Raw genomic sequence first — 23,489 nt, 5'->3', positions numbered from 1 at the left:
CCATAGCGACCGTCGGGCGTTTGTTTCGGGGGGCGCGAAGGTGACGTTCGGAGTTCCCGCACTGCGATATCGCGCGCTCGTCTGCGGCGACAGGGTGTCCCTGTCCTTGCCAAGCCGGTTCCTTCCACTCACCCGGGAGCATCCCCGTGACCTCCGTCCTGCGCCGTCAGCCCCGCATCGTGCTGTCGACCGTCTCCTCCGACTCACACACCTGGAACCTGGTCTTCCTGCAACTGCTGCTTCAAGAGGGCGGTTACGAGGTGGTCAACCTGGGATCCTGCGTCCCTGACGACACCCTCGTCGACGCCGTCCGCACCCACTCCCCGGATGCGGTCGTCATCTCCTCCGTGAACGGCCACGGACACATCGACGGCTCCCGGCTGATCGCCCGTCTACGGCGGGACGAGGACGCCGAGGTCGCCACCGCGCGCGTCATGATTGGCGGCAAGCTCGGCGTCCAGGGCGAGACCGGCGCCGCGCAGATGGCGAACGCCCTTCTCGCCGAGGGCTTCGACGCGGTCTTCACCGACAGCGCTGATCCGGCGGAGCTCCGGGAGGCACTGGACCGCGTTGTCACTCAGCGCGCACTCGCCCAGACGGCCGTGGCGGTGCGTGGATGAACCAGGCCAGTGATTTCGAGAGCCACGTCGAGCAGGCCGCGGCACTCGGCAGACTCGTCGTGCAGCCCCGGATGGGCATGTCCGACCCCGGCGCCATGGCTGATGGCCTGCGGGCCGTCTCACGGGCGCGTGCCACCACCGTGGGAACCCTGACGATCGACTCCTACACCCGAGTGGAGGACATCGACGGGGCCCGGCGCGCCCTGGAACAGGGCAAGCCCCTGAACGGCTTCCCGATCGTCAACCACGGGCCGGTGGTCACCGGCCAGGTCGCCGCCGCCACCGGCGGCCACGTCCCCGTCCAGGTGCGCCACGGGTCCGCACGGCCAGGACACATCTTCGAAACCATGGTGCAGGCCGGCCTTTCCGCGTCGGAAGGGGGCCCGATCTCCTACTGCCTGCCCTACTCGCGCCTGCCCCTCTCGGAGTCCGTACCCGCCTGGGCGGACGCCTGCGACCAATTCGTCGAGACCGCCATCGCCGCCGGCATGCGCCCCCACCTCGAAACCTTCGGCGGCTGCATGCTCGGACAGATGTGCCCGCCCGCGCTGCTGATAGCCATCAGCGTGCTGGAAGCAGCTTTTTTCGGCCGGCACGGACTCGAGTCGGTCTCCCTCTCGTACGCCCAGCAGACGCACGCGGTCCAGGACGTCGAGGCGCTGGCGGCCCTTGCCCGGCTGGCCCGGGAATTCCTGCCCGGTTCCGTGGCACGCCACATCGTCCTCTACACCTACATGGGGGTCTTCCCGCAGACTGAGCCAGGTGCCAGGCTGCTTCTGGACTCGTCCGCGCGGATCGCGGTGCGCGGCGGCGCCCACCGCCTGATCGTCAAGACAGTCGCGGAGGCGCACCGCATCCCCACCGTGGCGGAGAACGTGGCCGCGCTGGAGCGAGCGGACCGCGAGGCCAGGGCCGCCTACGACGAGAAGTGCCCGCTGCCTTGGGCGTGCGAGGTGGACCATCAGGACGTCTACACCGAGGCACGAGCCCTGATCGAGACCGTCCTTGGCCTCTCGGACGACATCGGCCTGGGCATGCGACGGGCCTTTCAGCGCGGCCTGCTGGACGTTCCCTTCTGCCTCCACCGCGACAACGCCGGCCAGGCTCAGGGGGCGGTGAGTGGCGACGGACGACTGGTGTGGGCGAAGACCGGAGCCATGCCGCTGCCGGGAAAGCGCGGAAGCAACCGGTCGGTCACCTCTGCCGGGCTGCTCAGTATGTTGCGGCACACCGCCGACACGCACGATCGCAGGGCGTCCGAACTCCTCGCCACTGCACAGCGAACGCATCGCATCGCCATTGTCGGCTCCGGTCCTCGCGGCCTCGCGGTCGCCGAACGCCTTGCCGCTCGTCTCTCGGAAACACCCCCCGAGCACCCGGTCGAAATCACCCTCATAGACAAGGACCGGGTCGGCGCGGGACGAGTATGGCGCGCCGACCAACCCTCCCACTTCCTGATGAACACGGCCTGCGGAGAGGTGACGATGTTCTCCGGTCCGCAGGAGCCGGGGCGGCCGGCCAGAGCCGGCGCGGGCCCCTCTCTCGGACAGTGGTGGGGACACGTCGACTCCACGGGTTGTTATCCCGGGCCCAACGCCTACGCCCCGCGAGCCTTGTACGGCGACTACCTGGAGTTCGTCCTCGATACGATCACTGCGTCCCTGCCCGAGAAGGCAGTTTTGCACGGCGTCGCCGGTGAAGTGGTCGCCGCTGAGCGCGGCAACGGTCGTGGATGGGTACTGACCTTCTCGGACGGCACGAACCTGCAAGCCGACCAAGTCCTCCTCGCCACCGGTCACCCCAGGGTGAGCCTGGCAGGCCGACAGGCCGCGCTGCAGGAGTCCGCCACCGCACACGGCCTCACCTACCTGCGCGGCGACAGTGCGGCCGACATGCCGCTCGACTCGATCCTGCCCGGCGCGGACGTCGCGGTTCTCGGCATGGGCCTGTCGTTCTACGACGTGGCCGCCGCCCTCACCGCCGGCCGGGGAGGAGTGTTCGCGGAACTGCCCGACGGGAGCCTGCGCTACCGGCCTTCCGGGAAGGAGCCGCGACTGCTCGCCGGGTCACGTTCCGGTGTGCCCGTACCCGCCAGGGGGCGCAACCAGAAAGAACCCTTGTGGCGCTACGAGCCCGACGTGTTCACCACGGAACGCGTCGACGGGCTGCGGGCTCGCGGACCGATGAACTTCCGTGCGGACCTCTGGCCTTGGCTCGACGCCGAGATGCAACTCGTGTACTACACGACCGCAGTGCGGGAGAGTCTTGGAAGCGGACCTGCCGACCGGTTGCGCACCCGGACGGCCGCACAGCTGGAACAGGCCGGTCCGCACGGGGCCGAGGGCATTCTGCGTACCGCGGTCGCCGGCCTCGGACTTCCGCCCCTGCCCGAACTGGATGTGCCGGCCCTGGCCCGGCCCTTCACCGCCTGTCGCTTCGAGTCCACCGCTCAGTTCGACGCGGCACTGCGCCGGGTGCTGGAAGACGACATCGCCCACGCCGCCCTGGGGAACTTCCGGGGTCCGCGCAAGGCGGCCCTCGACGTCCTGCGTGACGTGCGTGGCGTCATCCGCCGTGCCGTCGACAACGGAGGTCTGACCGCCCGATCACATCGTGACGACTTCCTCGCCTGGTTCGTTCCGCTCAGCTCCTTTCTCGCGGCAGGACCACCGGTCCGGCGCTTGAAGGAGACTCTGGCTCTCATGGACGCGGGCATCCTGGAGATGGCCGGGCCCGCGAGTACCTTCGCCACGGACGATGCGACGGGTACGTACACCATCGCCTCTCCGCAGGTCTCCGGCTCGACGCGGCACTGCACCGCGCTGATCGACGCGCGCATACCCGGCCCCGATCTGCTACGGGACGAGAGCCGGCTGACACGGCAGTTGGTCGGTGCCGGCACGTGGACGGCCTGGCGCAACACCGCCGGCGAAGCGGAGATTTTCGAGCCGGGAGGCGTGAGCGTTGCCGCGGCCTCCCCCTATCGGGCCATCGGAACGGACGGCCGCCCGGCGGACGGCCTGTATGTGCTGGGAATCCCCTGCGAAGGCCAACGCTGGTTCATGCAGGTCGGCTCCGCGCGCCCGGGCCCCTGGACGGAGTTCACACGCGACGCGGACGACATCGCCGCCGGCCTGTTGGCCCCACTCGGCGCGCCGGCTGCCGACCGCCACCTGGAGGGCGCACGCTCATGACCGCTCTGGACGATCCCTACTTCACTCACCGCCGCACGGCCGCTCATGACGCGTTCCGCGCCGCACGCGATCTCCTGCTCGACCTGCGTACCGACATCGACGCGGCCCGGCACTCCTTCGTATGGCCCTCTCCGACCACCTTCAACTGGGCGCTGGAATGGTTCGACGTCATCGCCCACGACAACCATCGCACCGCCCTCGAGTTCGTACAGGCCGGCGGGGGAACGACGTGCGTCACTTACCACGAGCTGTCCACTCGCTCCGACCAGGTCGCCAACTGGCTTTCCTCGCAAGGGGTTCAACGTGGTGATCGGGTCATGATCGTGCTGGGGCAGCAGCGGGAACTGTGGGAAACCCTGCTGGGCTGCCTCAAGCTCGGCGCGGTGGCGATCCCCACCTACACGACATTGACGGCCAGCGAGGCGGCCGACCGGGTCGGACGCGGCCGTGTACGGCATCTGGTGAGCCGAAGCGACCTCACAGGGCGGTTCGCGGGCCTGCCGCTCACGAACCGGGTGGCGGTGGGTGAGCCCACCGGCGGCTGGAGCGACTACAGCGGAAGTCTCGCCGCAGCGCAGCGCTTTCGGCCGACGGGGCCGACCCGTGCGGGAGACACCGCGTTCGCCTACTTCACGTCCGGCACGACGTCGGCTCCGAAGCTCGTGCTGCACACTCACACGTCGTACCCCGTCGGACACCTGTCCTCGCTGTACTTCAATGCTCTGCTCCCCGGGGATCGCCACATGAACATCTCGGCGCCGGGGTGGGCCAAACACTCGTGGTCGAGCCTCTTCGTGCCGTTCGCCGCCGAGGCGACTCTCGTCGTCGCACCTGACGGGTTGCCGCTTGCCGACCTGCCCAGGCTTGCCGAGGCACGTGGACTCAGCAGCCTGTGCGCGCCGCCTTCGGTGTGGGCGCAGCTCGTGCCCCACCTGGAAACGGCCCAGCCGCGGCTGCGGGAGGCAACCACCGCGGGTGAGCCCCTCATGCCACAAGTGGCGGAAAGCGTACGGGCGAGCTGGGGTGTGTGCCTGCGCGAAGGCTACGGTCAGACCGAGACCACCGCCTTGGCCGGTACCACGCCGGGTGCCAAGACGCGGGCCGGCAAGCTGGGCAGGGCCCTGCCGGGGTGGGACCTCTTCCTCCGCGAGGGTGAGCTGTGCGTCGATCTCGCCCGGGGCCCGGCCGGCATGATGTCAGGCTACGACCGGGACCCGGAACGCACTGCCGCGGCCCTTGCCACCGGCTCGTACGCGACTGGTGACGTCGCGGAGATCGACGACGACGGCTACCTGCGCATAGTGGGGCGCAGTGATGACGTGTTCAAGTCGGGTGGCCACCGCATCTCGCCTTACGAACTCGAGGCCGTTCTGCGCTCCCACCCCGATGTGCGGGACGCGGCCGTCATCCCCGTGAGCCACCCGACCCTCGGGAAAGCCGCCCACGCGGTCGTCGAGACGCACCAGGGCCGGCGACCGGACAGCTCGGCCCTGCTTGCCCATGTGGATCAGCGCGTCACCCCTGATCTACGGGTCCACAGCCTGGAGTTCACCACGCGGCTGCCTCGAACGGTCACCGGGAAGATCCGTCGGAGTGCGCTTAGAATGCACACCTGACAGCCGGTACGACCGCGGAGGCGCTGGTCCAGTGACAGACATGGCCGCACTGTTGCCGGAAGCGCTGATCCGTGTGAACGAAGCCGGTGCCGACGCACAGACCCTGGATTTCGCGCCGCTGACCGCCGACGGACGCTGCGGCGTGGAGATGCACCAGCTGTACGGGCCGCAGGAGACCGGAGAAGGAGGGCCTGCGGCCGGTGTGGTGCGATACCGGCCCGGTGCCCGGACACAGGCGCATCGGCACGGAGGCTTCGAGATCATCTATGTTCTGGATGGCCACCTGCAGACCGACGCCGGCGACCACCAGGCAGGCAGTCTGCTGTGCATGGAGCCGGGCTCCGTCCATGCTCCCCGCTCGGACGGTGGAGCTCTGCTCCTCGTGATCTGGGAGCAAGCGGTTCACCTCGTATAACGTCAGCCAGGCCTGAGCCCGGTCCGCTTGCGGACCGGGCTCAGGCGTTTTTGCCGCCACCTTCCGCGTTGTCAAGCGGTGTTCACGGAATCCGAACTGCCCGACGGTGCGACCGCTCCCGCGTTGCCGTCCGGGAAGCCCCGCATCATGCTCGAAGTAATCGTTCTAAGGTATTACTCGAAGGGCGATGTAATGCTTCAAACGGCAAACAGGAGAGAGGTAAGACCATGTGGGGCCTCAGCCACACCCCTCAGCAGCGCCGCATCGAGGTAGTCACGGAAGTCTTCGGAGGCATCAGGGACGGCATCACCTGGCAGCCCTACATCCAGCCCGGCCGCGACGCTGTCGATGTGCACTGGCTCTACACCGCACAGGACACGGGTCCCGACGGCGCCGAGGCCTACATCGCTCGCTTTCGGCCGGGTGCCCACGGGGATCTTCATGAGCACCTCGGTTACGAGCTGATGGTCGTGCTCGACGGTGAGCTGATCAACGACAACGGAGACCAGTACCTGCCAGGGACCATCGTCGTCGAGCGCCCGCACAGCATTCACCGGGTGACCAGCCCGGGCGGCTGCGAACTGCTGGTCGTGCGGGAGAAGCGCACCGTTCCCCTACCGCCGGGTGCGACACCCGACGACGGGCTGGCACTGACCGCGGTCAGGAAGCCCGTGGCTCTCGACCCCGTGGCGCCGCAAGCCACGGCCTGACTCCGGCCCTCGTGCCTCGCCCCACTCGCTTGCAGGAGACACTCGTGTCCGAGCAGACCATTCTCACCCCCCAGTCCTCGCCCGCCCCCGCCGCTCCCACCCCGCCGGCCGACGTCCTGGTCGGGCAGTCGGGCAAGGCACACACGCCCGGCTACAAGTGGGCCATCCTCGCGATCGGCATCGCGGCCCAAGCCGCCTTCAGCGCGCTGTTCCAGGGGATTCCCACGGCAGGGAGCCTCCTGCAGACGGCCTACGGGCTGACTGCGGCCCACCTCGGCATCGTCCTGGCCGCCGTCACCTGTGGTGCCTTTGCCACTGATGTTCTGTGGGGGATGCTTTCCGACCGCATCGGCGAGCGGAAGGTGCTGATCGCCGGCCTCAGCGGTATGACCCTGTGCCTGGCCGCCCTCATGATCTTCCTGGTGCCGGGCGGAGGCAGCACGCCGGGCTTCTGGCAACTGTCGGGGATGCTCTTCCTCGCCGGCGTCCTGGGCGGGTGCGTCAACGGGGCGTCGGGTCGTGCGGTCATGGGCTGGTTCCCCAAGAACAAGCGCGGCTTCGCCATCAGCCTCCGGGTCGCGGCCGTCCCCGCCGGCGGCGCGATCGGGGCCGCCGTGCTGCCCCCGCTGGCGATGGCGGGCGGATTCCGCTGGGTGTTCCTCTTCCTGACGGCTTTCTCACTCCTGGCAACGGTCGCGGTGATCCTGTGGCTGGACGAGCCGCCCCTGGCCAAGACCGGCCCCAAGGGGGCCCGAACCGGCGTGACCATCCGCAACCCGCTCAGGCGCTGGGACATCTGGCGCATGACGATCACGGCCTTCCTGCTGGACCTGCCCCAGTTCACCGTGCTGACCTTCGGTTCGGTCTACCTGCACACCGTCAAGCACATGGCGCTGAGTCACATCGCCACTCTCCTGGTCATCGTCCAGGTCTTGAGCGCGGTCTCCCGCGTCTGGGGCGGCCGCTGGACCGATCGGCGCGGCGGGCGCAACCGGCGCACGCTCGTCACGGTGTACAGCTGGGTCATCGCAGCGGGCTTCGTCGGCATCGCTGCCCTGCAGTCCGCCCCGGCTCCTCTCGTCGCCGCGCTCCTGGTCGTCTCCGGCATCCTGGCGTGCGGCTGGCACGGAGTCCACTACGCGGAGGTGGCGACGATGGCGGGCGCGGAGCGGTCCGGCACCGCACTCGGTCTGGAGAACACGCTCGTCTTCGGCGGTGCCTTCATCACACCGCTCCTCATCCCCGCCCTGCTCTCGGCGTCCTCCTGGCCGGTGGTCATGCTCCTCATCGGTGCGGCCCCCGCCGTCGCCTCAGCCCTGATCATGCCCCGCGAGATCAAGAACGCGGCGTGAAACGCAGCGTGCGCAGCTCGAAGGGGCGCAGTGACACCGTCACCGCGCCCCCCGTGCGCTCGGGGGCAGGGGGGTCCGCCAGGGGGCGCTCAAGCAGGTCCGTCGCGACCGCGCCGGCCACCGGGAAGCCGGCCGTCAGGGTCGCCGTCGCCCGCCCGCCGCGCGCCTCGTGGAAGCGCACGACCACGTCGCCGCTGCCGTCGTCGGCCAGCTTGACGGCCGTGACGACCACCGCGTCGTCGGTGACGGCGAACAGCGGTGCCACGTCCTGCCCGCCCTCGACGCGCCGCTCGGGCAGGTTGACGCGGTAGCCCTCGCGCACCGCGTCGCCGACCGTGGCGCCCGGCACCAGCGCGTGGTGGAAGCGGTGCACGCCCTGGTCCGTCTCCGGGTCGGGGAAGCGCGGGGCGCGCAGCAGGGACGCGCGCACCGTCGTCGTCGTGCCGCCGTCGTCCTCGCGCACCGTGCGCGTCACGTCGTGCCCGTACGTGGAGTCGTTGACGAGCGCGATGCCCCAGCCCGGCTCCTCCAGGTGGACGAAGCGGTGGTTGCACGCCTCGAACTTTGCCCACTCCCAGCTGGTGTTGGTGTGCGTGGGCCGGTACACGTGCCCGAACTGCGTCTCGGACGCGTAGCGTTCGGCGTGCACGTCGAGCGGGAAGGCCAGCTTGAGGAACTTCTCCGTCTCGTGCCAGTCCACCTCGGTGGCGATGTCGAGCCGGCCGCTGCCCGCCGCGAGCGTGAGCGTCTGGGTGGCCTTCGACGCGCCGAACGAGCGCACGATCCGCACCCCGGAGCCGTCCGGCAGCGCGGCCAGCTCGTCGACGTCCGTCAGGTCGGCCCCCGTGTTGCGGTAGAACGCGTCCACGTCCCACGCGTCCCACTGGTTCGGGAAGTCCGGGTGCAGCTGGAGCAGGTTGGCCGCCCGGCCGGGCGCCACCGCCTCGCGGCCCGACGCGATGTCGTACGCCGACACCACGAGACCTCGCTCGTCGACCTCCACCCGCAGCAGCCCGTTGTCGAGGACGAAACCGCCCTCCGCCCTGCTGCCGACGGCCGCGCCGCCGTCGAGCGCGGGCGACGAGGCCCCGCCCGCGGCCACGCCGTCACGGGTGTGCGGGGCGCCGTTGAACACCAGCGTCCTGGTGCCCTCGCCCGCGAGCGCGCGCTGCGCGGCGTCGATGATCCCGGTCAGCTCCGCCGCGACGGCGGCGTAGGTGGCGCGGGCCTCGCGGTGCACCCACGCGATGGACGAGCCGGGCAGGATGTCGTGGAACTGGTGCAGCAGCACCGTCTTCCAGATCCGGTCCAACTGCTCGTAGGGGTAGGGGTGTCCGGCGCGCACCGCCGCCGTGGCGGCCCACAGCTCGGCCTCGCGCAGCAGGTGCTCGCTGCGCCGGTTGCCCTGCTTGGTGCCCGCCTGGCTCGTCAGGGTGGCGCGGTGCAGCTCCAGGTAGAGCTCGCCCACCCACACCGGCGGGTCCGGGTACTCGGCCTCGGCCTTGGCGAAGAAGTCCGCCGGCTTCTCCCAGACCACCCGCGCGGAGCCGTTCAGGTCACGCAGCCGCGCCGCCTTCGCGACCATCTCGCGCGTCGTGCCGCCGCCGCCGTCGCCCCAGCCGGTGGGCGCGAGCGAGTGCCGTGCGACGCCCTTGTCCTTGAAGTTCCGCTCGGCGTGGGCGATCTCGCTGCCCTTCATCGAGCAGTTGTAGGTGTCGACGGGCGGGAAGTGCGTGAAGATCCGTGTGCCGTCGATGCCCTCCCAGCGGAAGGTGTGGTGCGGGAACTTGTTCGTGGTCGACCACGAGATCTTCTGCGTCAGCAGCCACTTGGAGCCGGCCGCCTTGATGATCTGCGGCAGGCCCGCCGCGAAGCCGAACGTGTCGGGCAGCCACGCCTCGTCGTTCTCGACGCCGAACTCGTCGAGGAAGAACCGCTTGCCGTGCACGAACTGCCGTGCCATCGCCTCGGAACCCGGCATGTTGGTGTCGGACTCCACCCACATGCCGCCCGCCGGCACGAACCTGCCCTCCGCGACGGCCTCCACGACCTTCGCCCACACCTCGGGCCGGTGCTCCTTGACCCACGCCCACTGCTGGGCCTGCGACATGGTGAAGACGAAGTCCGGCTCGGCGGCCAGCAGCGCCGTCATGTTCGACGTCGTACGCGCCACCTTGCGCACCGTCTCGCGCAGCGGCCACAGCCACGCCGAGTCGATGTGCGCGTGGCCCACCGCGCTGATCCGGTGCGCGGCCGGGTGCGCGGGCTCGGCGAGCACGCCTTCCAGCTCGGCGCGCGCGGCCGACGCCGTGCCGTTCACGTCCTGGAGGTCGACGGCGTCCAGCGCACGGCCCACGGCGCGCAGGACCTCCCAGCGGCGGCTGCCCTCGACGGGCAGCTCGGCCATCAGCTCGCCGAGCACCTCCAGGTCCATCACGAGCTGCCAGACGGTCTCGTCGAAGACCGCCAGGTCCATGCGGGCGAGCCGGTACTGCGGCTCGTCGCCCGCCGTCTCCTTGTCGCCGAGCCGCGTCGGCAGGAACGGGTGGTAGTCGAGGACGACGGGGTTGGACGCGGCCTCGACATGCAGCCGCACCTGCTCGCCGCCCTCGGCGCGGTCGGCGACGCGCACCCACTGGTTGCGCGGGTTGAGGCCCTTCACCGGCGTCCCGTCGGGCCGGTAGACCAGGCCCTCGCACTGGAAGCCCGGCATGTTCTCGTCGAAGCCGAGGTCGAGTACGGCCTCCACGGCCCGGCCCGCCCACGCCGCCGGCACGGTGCCCGTCACCCGGAACCAGCTGGTGCCCCACGGGGCGCCCCAGCGGTCGCCCACCGCGATGGGGGAGACCTCGGCGGCCAGGCCCTCGGCCACGGGGACCGGTTCGCCCGGCGCGGTCCACACGGCCACGTCGAGCGGCACGGCCTCGGGGTATACGGCGGGCCTGATGCGCTCGTCGAGTACGCGCTTGAGGCGGGCCTCGACCAGAGAGCGGTCGTCATGCATGAGAGGTGGCTCCGTTGCTGCTGGTGGTGGTACTGGTGGTCGTGCCGGTCCGGGTCGTGCTGACGGCTCAGCCTGTCACAGCGTCCGGCGTGACGACCTCGGTGATCCCGCGCCCCGCCAGGTGCTGCTTGTCGTCGGCCCGGCTCGCGAGCACCGTCGTGGGCCGCGCCCCGTCCTCGCTCAGCCGGGCGAACGCCTCGAAGACGCGGCCGCCCGGCGCGCAGACCGACCGGTGCGGCGCCGTGTCGTCGTCGCCGACGTCCACGACCAGCGCGGTCGTGCGGGGCTTCGGGGCCGGCGGCGTGGCGCGCGCCTCACGTGCGGCGCGAGCGACCGCCTCACCGGCCGGCTTGACGGCACCGTCCGAGGCCAGCAGGCCGAGCCCGTACTCGAGCTCGGGGAAGTCGGCGAGCGAGCGCGACACGTCGTGCGAGCACCACCAGGTGACGCCCCACAGGTCAGTGCAGTCGAGTGCGCCCGCGATCGTCGCGGCCGTGAAGCCGGCCGCGTGCTCGGGCGGGATCAGCGGCGCGGGCGCGCCGACCTCCTGCAGCCACACCGGGCGGTGCGGCTCGTCCGCCCACGCCTTGGACAGCTCGATCAGGTAGGCGGCGTGCCCGGTGGTCGCCGCGCCCGCGCGGCCGTGGCGCTGCGCCGCGCCGTTGAACACCCAGGAGTGGACGGCCGTCATGGCGCCGAGGCGCGCCGCGTGCGCCGGTGTGAACGGCTGGTCGTCCTGGTACCAGGAGGCGTCGTACTCGGCGTGCAGGTGCGCGGCGCCGGGCGCGCCCTGCGCGCAGGCCGCCAGCATCCGCTCCAGCCAGGCGCCGGCCTGCCCGGTGGTGATGCGGTCGGGGTCGGGGTGCGGGCCCGCGGCGAACTGCGCGACCTCGTTGCCGAGCGTCATGCCGATGAAGTTGGGCCGGTCGGCGAGCGCGGCGGCCAGCGTGCGCAGGTAGGCGGCCTGGCCCTCGACGACGTCCTCGTCGGTGAACAGGTTGCGGCGGTGCCAGGTCCGCGTCCACGCGGGCAGGAAGTCGAAGCTGGACAGGTGGCCCTGGAGGCCGTCGACGTTGACGTCGAGCCCGCGTTCCGCGGCCGCGTCGGCGAGCGCGACGAGCTGCTCGACGGCGCGGCGCCTGATCAGCGTCCGGTTGGGCTGGAAGTACGGCCACACCGGGAAGACCCTGATGTGGTCGAGGCCGAGCCCGGCGATCGCGTCGAGGTCGGCGCGTACGGCGTCGAGGTCGAAGTCGAGCCAGTGGTGGAACCACCCCTGGCTCGGGGTGTAGTTGACGCCGAAGCGGACGGCAGGGGGCATGGACGGTCCTGGTCTCGTGGTGCGGGGGTGGGGGAGTGCGGGCCGGGGTGGGGGAGCGCGGCGTGCGGGGGCGGCGGGACGGTCGTCCCGGCCTCGTCAGCCCTTGACCGCGCCCTCCCCGACGCCCCGGAAGAAGAACCGCTGGAGGCAGGCGAACAGCACGATCAGCGGCACGACGGCGATGATCGTTCCCGCGGCGACCAGGCGCTGGTCGTCGGCGAACGTGCCGTGCAGGTAGTTGAGGCCGATGGTGAGGGTGAACTTGGACGAGTCGCTGAGCACGATCAGCGGCCACAGGAAGTCGTCCCACGACCCCATGAAGGCGAAGATCGCGACGACGGCGAGCGTGCCCTTGACCGAGGGCAGCGCGATGCGTGTGAACCGCTGCCAGGCGTTCGCGCCGTCGACGATGGCGGCCTCGTCCACCTCCTGCGGCAGGTGCAGGAACGCGTTGCGCATCAGCAGGATGTTCATCGCGCCGACGCACCCGGGCAGCACCACACCGAGCAGCGTGTTGTTCAGGCCGAGCGAACGCATCGTCTGGAACTGGGCGATGACGATGCCCTCGACCGGCACGAGCATCGCCACGATGAACACCAGCGTGAGCAGCCTGCGCCCGCGGTAGCGCAGCCGGGCGATGGCGTACCCGGCGAGCGCCGCGCCGAGGCAGTTCGTCACGACGTTGGCGACCGCGACCTTCAGCGAGTTGAGCGCGTAGTTCCACACCGGGATGGTGTCGGAGACGCGCGAGTAGTTGTGCAGGGTGGGGTGCGAGGGCAGGAACTTCGGCGGCGTGCTGAAGATGTCCTCCGTCGGCCCCTTCAGGGATGTGGACAGCTGCCAGACGAACGGGCCCACGGTCAGGGCCAGTACGGCGACGAGCAGCAGGTAGCGCACGACCAGCTCCCACGGGGCGATCCGGCGCCCGTGCTCGTCGGTCAGGCGCGAGCGGCGGGCGCCACGGGCCCGGCCCTTCGTGCGGGGCGCGGCGGCGGTGCGGTCGTCGACGGTGGTCACGCGTCCTCCTTGCGGTCGGCGCGCAGCACGAGCAGCATCAGGCCGAGTGTGATGACGAAGACGACGACGGAGATGGCGGACGCGTAGCCGACGCGGCCGGTCAGGCCGGTTCCGGTGCGCTCCACGAGCATGACGAGCGTGGTGTCCTCGCCCGCGGGGCCGCCCTTGGGCCCCGCCATCACGTAGACCTCGGAGAACACCTTGAACGCGGCGACCGAGGAGAGCGCGCCCACCAGGACCATCGTGGAGCGCACCGCGGGCACCGTCACGGTCAGGAAGCGGCGGAACGCGCCCGCGCCGTCGACCGACGCTGCCTCGTGCAGCTCACGCGGCACGTTCGCGAGCGCCGAGAGGTAGATGATCATGTAGTAGCCGAGGCCCTTCCACACCGTCACGAACATGGCGCTCAAGAGGAGCAGCCACTGGTCGCTGAGGAAGCCGACCTTGCCGATCCCCACTGCTTCGAGCACCGAGTTGATCAGGCCGCGGTCGTCCAGCATCCACACCCAGATCAGCCCGACCACGACGATCGAGGCGACCACCGGCGTGTAGAAGGCGCTGCGGAAGAACCCGATGCCCGGGATCTTCTTGTGCACCAGCAGGGCAAGCAGCAGCGGCAGCACCACCAGGGCGGGGACGACCACGACCATGTAGAGCGCGCTGTTGCGCAGCCCGATCCAGAACGCGTCGTCGTGCAGCATCTCCGTGAAGTTCGCCAGCCCCACCCAGTGGCCCGCCACCAGGGCGCGGCGGTCGGTGAAGGAGTCGACGAGCGTGGAGACGAACGGGTAGAGGACGAAGGCGCACACGACCACGAGACCGGGCGCGGCGAACAGCCACGGCGTGGACGGGAGATGGCGCCGCGCGCGGCGTGCGGCCGAGGGGCCGCCGGGGGCTCTCGGCCCGAAGCGGCGGCCGGACGCGGGGCCTGCGCCGGCCCTGCGGCCCGCCCCCGCGCCGGCGGCGGATCCGGCGGCGGTGGCGGGCCTTGCGGTGGGGCTGCTCATGTCGAGGGACGCTCCCGCCCTCAGGACTGCTTGAGCAGCTGGTCGCAGGACTTGACGGCGGCGTCGAGCGCGGCCTGCGGGGACTCCTTGCCCTGCAGCGCCTTGGCGACCTCGTTGCCGAGCTCCGTCTTCATCTGGTCGCTGAAGACGACCGGGGTGTAATTCACCGCCGTCTTCAGTGACTTGGCGGCGGCGACACGGACACGGGCGGTGTCGGTGCCGTCCTCCTTGGTGAAGTACGGGTCGTCGAGCGTGCCCGCGGTGCTCGGGAAGATCGCGGCCTTCTTGGCGAACGACAGCTGGTTCTTCGCGTCGGTCACGTAGTGCGCGAACGCGATCGACGTGGCCTTGTTCTTGGTCTTGGCGTTCACCATCAGGCCCATCACGTACATGTTGACCTTGCCGGTGCTGGTGATCTGCGGCGTGATGCCGATGTTCTTGTAGAGCGACGGGGCCTGCGTCTTGAAGTGGCCCAGGTCGAGGGCGCTGCCGGGGTTCATCGCGACGGCCTGCGTCAGGAACTTCTGGCCCGCCGAGTCCGGCGTCGCGGTCAGGGCCTGCGGGTCGAGCGCGTGCGCCTTGTAGAGCTTCACGTACTCGGTCAGCAGCTTGACGCCCTTGGACCCGTTGAAGGTGAAGCCGTCGCCCTTGCTGTTCATGATCTTCACGCCGTAGCGGCCGAAGTCCTCGATGGTGGGCACGTTGGCGAGCGTGGCGACCTTGCCGCCGCTCTTCTTCGCCATCGTCAGCGCGTCGCTGAACATCTGGTCGTACGTCAGCGGCGGCTTGTTCGGGTCGAGCCCGGCCTTCTTGAACAGCGCCTTGTTGTAGAACATCGGACCGGTGTTGAGGTACCAGGGGAAGGCGTAGGTGCCCTTCATGCCGGGCACCTGGCTGCTCTGCCAGGCCCCCGGCAGGTACTCCTTCTTGTACTTGGCGGCGGCCGGGTCGCTGTCGAGGTCGAGCGCGAGGCCGGCCTTGGCGAGCGGGGCGCCGAGGTCGGGGGAGACGTTGACGACGTCGGGGAGCGTGCCGCCCGAGGCGTCGGCGCTGAGCTTGTCGGCGTAGTTGTCGGCGGGCTGGTCGACCCACTTCACGTGCGTGCCGGGGTACTTCTTCTCGAAGCCGGCTATGAGGGTGTTGAAGTACGACTTGTAGCCCGTCTTCAGGTTCCACGTCTGGAACGTGATCGACCCGTCGATCTTGCCGGAGCCGGAGGTCGAGGAGCCGCCCGAGCCGCCGGATCCGCCGCAGGCGCTCAGGGGCAGGAGGACGGCTACCGCGGCGGCGGCGACGGCCGCCCTCTGGGGGACTCTGCTGGAAAAGCGCACGGCAAACGGCTCCTTTGCTCAACCCGGGCGTGACGCGGCATCCGCTCGCCGGGCTCTGGCCCCGCGGCGGCGAATTGCTGCGGGGCAGACCTTGCACGGCTCGGTGGTGAAAAGTCAATGGATTCGCGGGGCGAGAAAGTGCACCTCTGGTAAACATGCAGGTCAGAGCCGTATGTTGGTCTCAAGAGATCATGAACTAATGCGCTTTAGGCACGAGTGGACCGCTCGGCGACTCAAGCGCTTTAGTATCGGAAGAGGCATGCGCTAGGCTGGCGCTTCCGACGGTCACCCAGGGGGACACGCATGGCGGTTCGACGCACGTCCCCGCGGCGTCCGACGATGAAGGACATCGCCCAGCGCGCCGGGGTGTCGGAGAGCGCGGTGTCGTTCGCTCTCAACGACCGCCCCGGCGTCTCGGAGGTCACCCGCGACCGGGTGCGGCGCGTCGCGAGCCAACTCGGCTGGCGGCCGAGCGCCGCCGCCCGGCAGCTCTCCGGCGAGGGGTCCGCGACGGTGGGCCTCGTGGTGGCCCGTCCCGCCGACACCCTGGGCGTCGACTCGTTCTTCCTGCAGCTCATCTCCGGCATCCAGGAGGGGCTGGCGTCCCGTCATCTCGGCCTGCTGTTCCAGGTGGTGGACGGGGTGGAGGACGAGTGCGAGGTGTACCGCAGGTGGTGGGCCGAGCGCAGGGTGGACGGTGTGCTCGTGGTCGACCCGCGCACCGACGACCCGCGCCCGCAACTGCTCGCCGAACTCGGCCTGCCGGGCGTCATCATCGGCGGTGTGCCCGGGCAGCACGGGCCGGGTCTGTCGACGGTGTGGGCGGACGACGCCGGCGCGATGGCCGCCGTCGTGGACCGGCTCCACGCGCTCGGCCACCGCCACATCGTGCACATCGCGGGCCTGCCGGGGCTCGCGCACACCGAACGCCGCATCAGGACGCTGCGCGGCGAGGCGGAACGGCTCGGCCTCACCGGTGTGCGGTCCCTGACCACCGACTACTCGGACGCGGAGGGCGCGGCCGCGGCCCGCAGCGTGCTCGGCGCGCCCGACCCGCCGACGGCGCTCGTGTACGACAACGACGTGATGGCCGTCGCCGGGGTCGCCGCGGCCTCGGCGCTCGGGTTCTCCGTGCCGCGCGATGTGTCCATCGTCGCCTGGGAGGACTCGGCGCTGTGCCGGATGGTCCACCCCTGGCTGTCCGCGCTGACCCGGGACACGCTCGCCTTCGGCCGCACGGCGGCGACGGAACTGCTCGCTCTGCTGGACGGTGGCCCGGCCCGCACCGTCCAGGTACCGGTGCCTCGGCTGATCGAGCGGGAGTCCACGGGGGTCGCGAAGGACGCGGAGTAGGACGCGGAGCAGGGGCGGCGGGCGCGTCAGCCGCCGGGGCGCGCGTCGCCGTGCCACAGCAGTTCGCAGACGCGCGCGAGGCCGCGTGCCAGGTGGCGTCGGTACGTGCTGAACGGTATGCCGAGCCGCTCGGCCGCCGCCTCCTGCGTCACCGGGCCCTCGAAGAACGCGGCCGACACGGCTCGGTGCAGCTTGTCGCCCTGCCGGTCGCCTCGCAGCCGGTCCACGGCGCGCGCCAGCAACCCGCGCAGGGACTCCGCCCTGTCGGCGCCACCGGCAGCGTGGGGGCCACCGCGCGCGAGTGGATTGGCCGCCAGCGCGTCCGGCCGGTGCCAGGAGCGCAGCGCGTCGCGCACGGCCGCGTCGAAATCCGGGCGGGCCATCGACTGCCCCGGGCCCGCGGGCCGCCGGCCGTCCGCCGGGCGCCGCTCATCGGGCGCGTACGTCATCTGCCGCATCCGGCTGAGGACTTCATCGGTCGACAGCGCGCGCCGGTCGGAGGCGAGGAGCCCGTGCAGCCGGTCGCCGACCCGCACAGGAGGCAGCGTGGCCAGCCCGGCGAGGGGCGCGGACCGCTGAAACGCCCCGCTGTCCCCGACCACGAAGTACGTCCAGGCGAGGCCGGGACCGCCGAGGAACTCGGCCACCACCCGCGCCGACATGAGGAGCTCCTCCGCCGACGGGTCATCGGCGCGCCGCACGGCGAACCTGGCGATCGCCAAGTGCTCGCCCGCCGCAGGCGGCACCGTCCGCACCGCGTGCGCCCAGGCGCGCGCCGCCACCGGGTCGGCCGCCGTGTCCGCGGCCCGGGGCCCCGGCAGCCGCAGCCATGCCATGAACCCGGTCAGCTCGCCCGTGGCCGTCGAGCGGTACACGGTGAAGGCGCCGGGCTGGACGCCGAGCCAGTGGCGGGCGACGGCCACCTCCTGTGCACCGCCACGGTCCGCGAGCAGGCCGAGGACGGCGGCGCGGTCCTCGGGGCGCAACGCGTCCTCGTACGCCTCGTGCGGCCGCGTCGCGCAGGGCCGGCCGCGGAACGTCTCGCGCCGGAGGCGGAGCACCGCCGCCGACAGGGCGCGGACGGACGCGGCGCCGGCCGGTCCCGGCACGGCCTGCTGCCGCAGCCGCTCGGTGAGGTGGGCGAGGATCCGCCGGCCCATCGCGTCGTGGCGCTGCGGGTCGCGCCACCGCAGGTCGGCGTCGAGGATTTCGCGCACCACGTCGTGCGGCCCGAGCCCGTGCGGGCCCGCCTCGATGAACGGAAGTCCCCGCAGCCACGCGAACAGGGCGGAGGCGTCGGCCCCCGGCAGCGCGGCCCGCAGCAGCTCCTCCGTCGTCACCTGCACGTAGGCGCAGACCTCCAGCGCCCGGCGGTGCTCGGGCGAGGGCACCTCGCCCACGATCCGGGACACCAGGGTGGTGATCAGGCCCTGCGCCGGGGACCACGCGCCGGGCCGCACCGCCTCGTCGGGTCCGGCCGCCTCGCCGGGACCGGCCGCCTCGTCGGGTCCGGCCGCCTCGGCCGCCAGCGAGAGGGCCAGCGGGTTGCCGCCGGCGAAGGAGACGATGCCGGGCTGCCGGTCACGCGCCACGCCGCGCGCGTCCAGCAGCGCGAACGCGTCGGCGCGCGGCAGCCCGGACAGGGCGAGTACGCGCAGCACCTCGTGCCAGCCCGGGTCGCCCCGCCAGGCGTCCCCCGGCGGCCTGCGTCCCGCGATGACCACCACCACGCCGGGTGGCAGCCGGGGCAGGAACTCCTCGCGCAGCCAGTCCTCCAGACACGGGCGCGACTCCACCGCGTCGACCAGCAGAACGGTGCCGGCCTCGGTGAGGACGCGGGCCGCGCCGGCTTCGAACGACGCCGGGTCGGCCCCGCCGGTACGCGCGTCGACACGGACCACCGCGCGGCCCGCCGCACGTGCCTCGCCGGCGTAACGGCGCAGCAATGCGGACTTCCCGATTCCGCCTGGCCCGGTGAGGAACATCACGTTGAATTGGTGTGCAGAACCCGTGAGTACGGAGCGGAAAAGGGCCAACTCGCGGGCGCGCCCGACGAAGGCCCTGGAGCGGGCGGCGTCGAGGTGCTCACCCAGGCTCGCGGGCGGCCGGCTGCCGGTCGGCGCCATCTGAAGTTCCCTCCCTGGTCTCCCCATTTGAACACGGGCCGGGTGGGGCCGACGGGGCGGGGGTGCTGCGGCACGCGGCATGTGTTTGGCTTCATGGGCGGGTGGTGAGCGTGTCGTGAGCAGTGGAGTGAGCGGTCCTTTGAGCGGGTTTGTGGGCAGTTTCGAGGTAATTCCTTGGCGATATCGCAACCGCAAAGGCCATTTCCCGCGTCCGTGTCGCCGTATCGGGCTGACGTACGATCTCGCTTGACAGGGAGGGAAATTGCACGGCTCTTTGCGGTCGACCACGACGGAACCCGAGAAGCGGATCCCGGTAGTCGTCCACGCGCCCGACCCGATCTCGCGCGAAGGGACGATCAGCCAGCTCAGACAGCACCCGGTGCTCGACCTGGTGGACGAGGCCGACGCCCAGGGCGACGGTGTCGCCGTGCTGCTCGCCGAGTCCCTCGACCCGGCCGTCCTGGCGCTGCTGCGCCGCCTCATCCGCTCCAACGGCCTGCACGCGGTGCTGGTCGTCAGCCTGATCCGCGAGGCTGAGCTGCTCGACGTCATCGAGTGCGGGGTCGGCACCATCGTCTGGCGCCACGAGGCCACCGGCCAGCGGCTGCTGCGTGCGGTGCTCGCGGCCCACCGCGGCGAGGGCGACCTGCCGTCCGACCTGATCGGCCGCCTGGTCAGCCAGGTCGGCACCCTCCGATCCAGCGCGGCGGGCGCCTCCGGCGTCCAGCCGTCCGGCCTGACCCCCCGCGAGATCGACGTCCTCAGGCTCGTCGCCGAAGGCATGGGCACCGGGGAGATAGCCGGCAAACTCTCCTACTCCGAACGGACCGTGAAGAACATCATGCAAGGAGTGACCACGCGGCTCGCGCTGCGCAACCGGGCGCACGCGGTGGCCTACGCCCTGCGCGAGGGGTACATCTCGTGATCCACGAAGTGGACGACCTCCTGAAGAAACTGCTCAAGGGCGGCGCGCTCACCGGCGCCGACGTCGAGATCTCCTTCGAGGCCCCCACCCGCGACTGGGCGGCCCGCCGCAACGCCCCCGTCTTCGACGTCTTCCTCTACGACGTGCGCGAGGACGTGAAGCGCCGCGAGCGCGGCATCACCGACGTCCGCGACGAGCGCGGCGTCGTCGTGCGCAGGCGCAGGCCGCCCCGCTGGTTCCGCCTCTCCTACCTGATCACGGCGTGGACGAAGCGGCCGGAGGACGAACACCGCCTGCTGTCGGCCGCGTTGGCGACTCTGCTGCCGCACGAACTCGTGACGCCCGAGGCACTTCCCCCCTCGCTCCAGGCGGTCGGCTACAGCGTGCCGCTGGCCGTCTCCGGCATACAGGCGGAGACGCGTTCGCTCGCGGAGATCTGGTCCGCGCTCGGCGGTGGGCTCAAGCCGTCGCTCGACCTCGTGGTCACCGTGCCGTTCCCGGCCTACCCGGACTACGACGCGGGCCCGCCGGTCACCGAGGGCGCGATCGTGCGCGCGCGGGAGATCGACGGACCGCTGCGGGACGACGAGCGCATGCACCAGTCGCGCCACTTCACCGCGGGCGGGCCCGAGCCGCTGCGCGCCGGGCCGGCGCTGCCGGAGGGAGGCTCGCGATGACGGACGGCGCCGACGCCCCCGCACCCGCCGACGCCCCCGAGGTTCCGCTGCTGGCCCGGCTCGCGCGGCTGCGCGAGCGGGTCGCCGCGCTCGTGGAGGCGCGGTCGGCCGACGACCCCACCGCGGCCGACCCGCTGCGCGGGCTCTACCTGTCCGACGAGGCCGTGCGCCACCATCTCCAGCGCGCGGCCGGTCCCGGCCCGGCGGAGCGGGACACCCCCGACGCGGGTGCCACGGCGGACGAACCGGCACGGGACGGCGAGCGCGCGGTGGACGCCCCGGCAGGACCCGGCGCCGAGGACCGCCTGCACCGGCTCGCCCTGCGCCTCGGGCTCACGTCCTTCGACGTGTCCGTCCTGCTCATCGCCGTCGCCCCCGACCTCGACCGCGGCTTCGAGCCGCTGTACGGGTACCTCAACGACGACGTCTCCCGCCGGCGGGCCACCGTGGGCCTCGCGCTCGACCTCTGCGGGCTGCCCACGACCCACGCGGACGCGCGGGACGCCTTCCACCGCACGGCGCCGCTGTCCGCATGCGGGCTGCTCGTCGTGGAGGACCCCGAACGCCCCTTCCTCAGCCGCTCGTTGCGTGTCCCGGACCGGGTCGCCGCGCACCTGCTCGGCGACGACACACCGGACGCCGCGCTCGACGGGTACGTGCGCGGCCTGCCGCCCTTCGCCGGCGGAGCCCTCTTCGGCGACGGCGAGCAGGCGGCCCACCAACTCGCCAAACACCTCGCCGCGGGACCGCTCACCGTCTACCTGCGCGAACAACGCCAGGGCGACGGCCTGCTGTTCGCGGCAGCCGCGCTGAACGCGGCCGGTCGGGACGCGCTGCACTTCACCCCCGACTCCGGCGGCGAGCGGCCCGACGGAGGGGACCAGCGCCCCGACGACCCCGACACCACCGGCGGCGGCCGGCCGGGCAGCCACGGCCCCGTGGCCGAACTCCTGCGCGAGGCACGGCTGGTGGACTGCGCGGTCGTCGTGTCACCGCTGCCCGAGCGGCCGGGCCCGCTGCTGCGTGCACTCGCGGCGCGCGACGTCCCCGTGGTGCTGGCCGGGCCGAATCCGTACGACCCGGACTGGTGCGAGCGCGACCCGCTGGTGCTCGACGTGGACCGGCTGCCCTCCGGCCGCGCGGAGACATGGTCCGCGGCCCTCGGCCTCGGCGCCGGCGAGGACCCCGGGTTCGACCTCGCCGAGACCGTCGGCCCCTACCGCCTCGGCGGCGACCGGATCGCCCGAGCCGCCAGGGCCGCCCTGGACCGCGCCGCCTACGACGGCTCGCCGGTGACCCCCGACCACCTGCGCCTGGCCGCGCGCCAGCAGTCGGCCTCAGGACTCGAACGGCACGCCCGCAGGATCAGGCCGGCCGTCGGCTGGGACGACCTCGTGCTGCCGGACGGGCCCCTCGGCCACCTGCGGGAACTGGCCCTGCGCGCCCGCTTCCGCGACCGGGTGCTCGGAGACTGGCGTCTGAGCGCCGGCGGCGGGCGCGGACGCGGCGTCCTCGGCCTGTTCGCCGGGGACTCCGGCACGGGCAAGACGCTCGCGGCCGAGGTGGTCGCCGCCGACCTCGGCCTCGACCTGTATGTCGTCCAGCTCTCCTCCGTCGTCGACAAGTTCGTCGGCGAGACCGAGAAGAACCTGGAGCGCATCTTCACCGAGGCCGACCGCACCGACGCCGTGCTGCTCTTCGACGAGGCCGACGCCGTCTTCGGCAAACGCTCCGAGGTCAAGGACGCCCACGACCGCTACGCCAACATGGAGAGCGCCTACCTGCTGCAGCGCCTGGAGGCGTTCGGCGGCATCGCCCTGCTCACCACCAACCTGCGGGCCAACATCGACGACGCCTTCACGCGCCGCCTCGACCTCGTCGTCGACTTCCCGTTCCCCGACGCCGAGCAGCGGCTCGCGCTGTGGCGGCACAGCCTCGTCCACGTGCCGTGCGCGGACGGCATCGACCCGGGCGAGTGCGCCCGCGACTTCGAGCTCGCGGGCGGCTCGATCCGCAGCGCGGTGGTCACCGCCGCGTACACGGCCGCCGGCCGGCGCGAGCCGGTCACCACGGCCGACCTGCTGGCCGGCGCCCGCCGCGAGTACCGCAAGGCGGGCCGCCTGGTGCCTGGCGAGATGGGCTTCTGAGACGGAAAGCGCCCCGCGAGCCCTGGCTCGCGGGGCGCTCCCTCCGCCCTCGGGGATCCCTCAGTTCTGGTTGTCGTCGGCCTGCTGCTTGACGAGGTTCCAGCCCTGGTCGTCGTTGTCGCTGCACGGGTAGAGGGTCAGCACCGTGCCGGGGGCCTTGTCGTCGCCCGAGCTCTTGAAGCCGGAGACGTCCAGGCACAGCCCGTTGCTCTTGTAGTTGCGGATCCAGTAGAGGTTGTCCGTGTCCTTGCCCTTGTGCAGGTACCAGAGCTGGTTGTCGTCCATCGTCTTGGTGCACGGGTACAGATCGAGGTGCGTCCCGTGCGCGTCGGCACCGTTGCCCGGCACGTCCAGGCAGTTGCCGCTCTTCAGATTGCGGATCTGGACCAGGTCGGCGTTGCCAGGACCCTGGCCCTTGAACACGGTCTCCACGCCCCACACCTGGGTCTCGTCGGTGGGGACCTTGCAGTCGTACTGCCGGACCTGCTTCAGGTCGCCGTCCTTCGTCTGGGGTTCCGGGGCGGCGCACTCGTTGGTCGTCCCGTTGGCGAGGAGTACGCGGGCGAGTGGGTTGGTCTTTTTCTTTTTCTTGCCGCCGCCGCCTCCGCCGCCTGTGGAGTTGCTGGTGTTGGGGGTGGGGCTTGGTGGTGCTGAGGTGGGGGTGGGTGGTGAGG

17 protein-coding genes are annotated in these 23,489 nt (G+C 71.6%); 10 read left to right on the top strand and 7 right to left on the bottom strand.

Translation table 11 applies throughout. From position 1 onward, the window contains the following. Positions 1–146 precede the first annotated feature (146 nt). From IH48_RS0123395 to IH48_RS0123365, 6 genes are all read left to right on the top strand, one after another. Positions 147–620 carry a cobalamin B12-binding domain-containing protein gene (locus IH48_RS0123395; protein WP_051840428.1) on the top strand — a complete coding sequence of 158 codons (474 nt, stop codon included), beginning with the start codon at positions 147–149 and terminating at the stop codon, positions 618–620. Then, entirely contained in the window at positions 617–3,814 is a 3,198-nt protein-coding gene (locus IH48_RS34505) for an FAD/NAD(P)-binding protein (RefSeq protein WP_051840425.1), read from the top strand. Before IH48_RS0123395 ends, IH48_RS34505 begins: the two co-directional genes overlap by 4 nt. Beyond that, positions 3,811–5,430 carry an AMP-binding protein gene (locus IH48_RS0123380; protein ID WP_030908033.1) on the top strand — a complete coding sequence of 540 codons (1,620 nt, stop codon included), beginning with the start codon at positions 3,811–3,813 and terminating at the stop codon, positions 5,428–5,430. Before IH48_RS34505 ends, IH48_RS0123380 begins: the two co-directional genes overlap by 4 nt. Before the next feature lie 40 nt (positions 5,431–5,470). Continuing rightward, entirely contained in the window at positions 5,471–5,845 is a 375-nt protein-coding gene (locus IH48_RS0123375; RefSeq protein WP_030908030.1) for a cupin domain-containing protein, read from the top strand. A 227-nt stretch (positions 5,846–6,072) separates the two neighbouring features. Beyond that, a complete protein-coding gene (locus tag IH48_RS0123370) occupies positions 6,073–6,555 on the top strand; it encodes a cupin domain-containing protein (RefSeq protein WP_051840423.1) in 483 nt (160 codons plus the stop codon). Positions 6,556–6,599: 44 nt separating this feature from the next. After that, positions 6,600–7,907, top strand: a complete 1,308-nt coding sequence (locus IH48_RS0123365) for an MFS transporter (RefSeq protein ID WP_051840422.1) — start codon at positions 6,600–6,602, stop codon at positions 7,905–7,907. On the opposite strand, the gene IH48_RS0123360 is transcribed toward IH48_RS0123365, so the two are convergent. The 5 genes from IH48_RS0123360 to IH48_RS0123340 form a co-directional block, all read right to left on the bottom strand. Then, complete coding sequence (locus tag IH48_RS0123360; protein WP_030908021.1) at positions 7,891–10,911, bottom strand: alpha-mannosidase; 3,021 nt, start codon at positions 10,909–10,911, stop codon at positions 7,891–7,893. The genes IH48_RS0123365 and IH48_RS0123360 overlap by 17 nt on opposite strands. A gap of 67 nt (positions 10,912–10,978) precedes the next feature. Then, positions 10,979–12,232, bottom strand: coding sequence for a glycoside hydrolase 5 family protein (locus IH48_RS0123355; RefSeq protein ID WP_030908018.1), 1,254 nt, complete (start codon positions 12,230–12,232; stop codon positions 10,979–10,981). A 96-nt stretch (positions 12,233–12,328) separates the two neighbouring features. Beyond that, positions 12,329–13,174 carry a carbohydrate ABC transporter permease gene (locus IH48_RS0123350; protein ID WP_234434372.1) on the bottom strand — a complete coding sequence of 282 codons (846 nt, stop codon included), beginning with the start codon at positions 13,172–13,174 and terminating at the stop codon, positions 12,329–12,331. A gap of 71 nt (positions 13,175–13,245) precedes the next feature. Then, positions 13,246–14,256, bottom strand: coding sequence for a carbohydrate ABC transporter permease (locus tag IH48_RS0123345; RefSeq protein WP_030908012.1), 1,011 nt, complete (start codon positions 14,254–14,256; stop codon positions 13,246–13,248). 20 nt (positions 14,257–14,276) lie between these two features. Continuing rightward, on the bottom strand, positions 14,277–15,587 hold the full coding sequence (locus IH48_RS0123340) for an ABC transporter substrate-binding protein (RefSeq protein ID WP_030908008.1): 1,311 nt from the start codon (positions 15,585–15,587) through the stop codon (positions 14,277–14,279). Between the two features lie 303 nt (positions 15,588–15,890). On the opposite strand from IH48_RS0123340, the gene IH48_RS0123335 reads away from it, so the two are divergent. Then, positions 15,891–16,940 (top strand): LacI family DNA-binding transcriptional regulator, encoded by a 1,050-nt coding sequence (locus IH48_RS0123335; RefSeq protein ID WP_030908005.1) that lies wholly within the window; start codon positions 15,891–15,893, stop codon positions 16,938–16,940. A 26-nt stretch (positions 16,941–16,966) separates the two neighbouring features. Here IH48_RS0123335 and IH48_RS0123330 read toward each other — a convergent pair whose 3' ends face one another. Next, on the bottom strand, positions 16,967–19,066 hold the full coding sequence (locus IH48_RS0123330; protein WP_030908001.1) for an ATP-binding protein: 2,100 nt from the start codon (positions 19,064–19,066) through the stop codon (positions 16,967–16,969). Between the two features lie 262 nt (positions 19,067–19,328). On the opposite strand from IH48_RS0123330, the gene IH48_RS0123325 reads away from it, so the two are divergent. The 3 genes from IH48_RS0123325 to IH48_RS0123315 are packed head-to-tail and all read left to right on the top strand — an operon-like array spanning position 19,329 to position 22,815. Then, positions 19,329–19,991 (top strand): response regulator transcription factor, encoded by a 663-nt coding sequence (locus tag IH48_RS0123325; RefSeq protein ID WP_078849964.1) that lies wholly within the window; start codon positions 19,329–19,331, stop codon positions 19,989–19,991. Next, the gene (locus tag IH48_RS0123320) at positions 19,988–20,668 is read left to right on the top strand and encodes a DUF4255 domain-containing protein (protein WP_030907995.1); all 681 of its coding nucleotides are present in this window, start codon (positions 19,988–19,990) and stop codon (positions 20,666–20,668) included. Before IH48_RS0123325 ends, IH48_RS0123320 begins: the two co-directional genes overlap by 4 nt. Next, positions 20,665–22,815 carry an ATP-binding protein gene (locus IH48_RS0123315; protein WP_051840420.1) on the top strand — a complete coding sequence of 717 codons (2,151 nt, stop codon included), beginning with the start codon at positions 20,665–20,667 and terminating at the stop codon, positions 22,813–22,815. Before IH48_RS0123320 ends, IH48_RS0123315 begins: the two co-directional genes overlap by 4 nt. A 60-nt stretch (positions 22,816–22,875) precedes the next feature. Here the strand turns inward: IH48_RS0123315 and IH48_RS0123310 are convergent. Beyond that, on the bottom strand, positions 22,876–23,489 hold a 614-nt coding region (locus IH48_RS0123310), incomplete at its 5' end, for an RICIN domain-containing protein (protein WP_030907990.1).

The organism is Streptomyces sp. NRRL F-5126, assembly GCF_000721265.1.
Lineage (GTDB): Bacteria > Actinomycetota > Actinomycetes > Streptomycetales > Streptomycetaceae > Streptomyces.
This window is presented reverse-complemented; position numbering and strand designations above follow the sequence as displayed.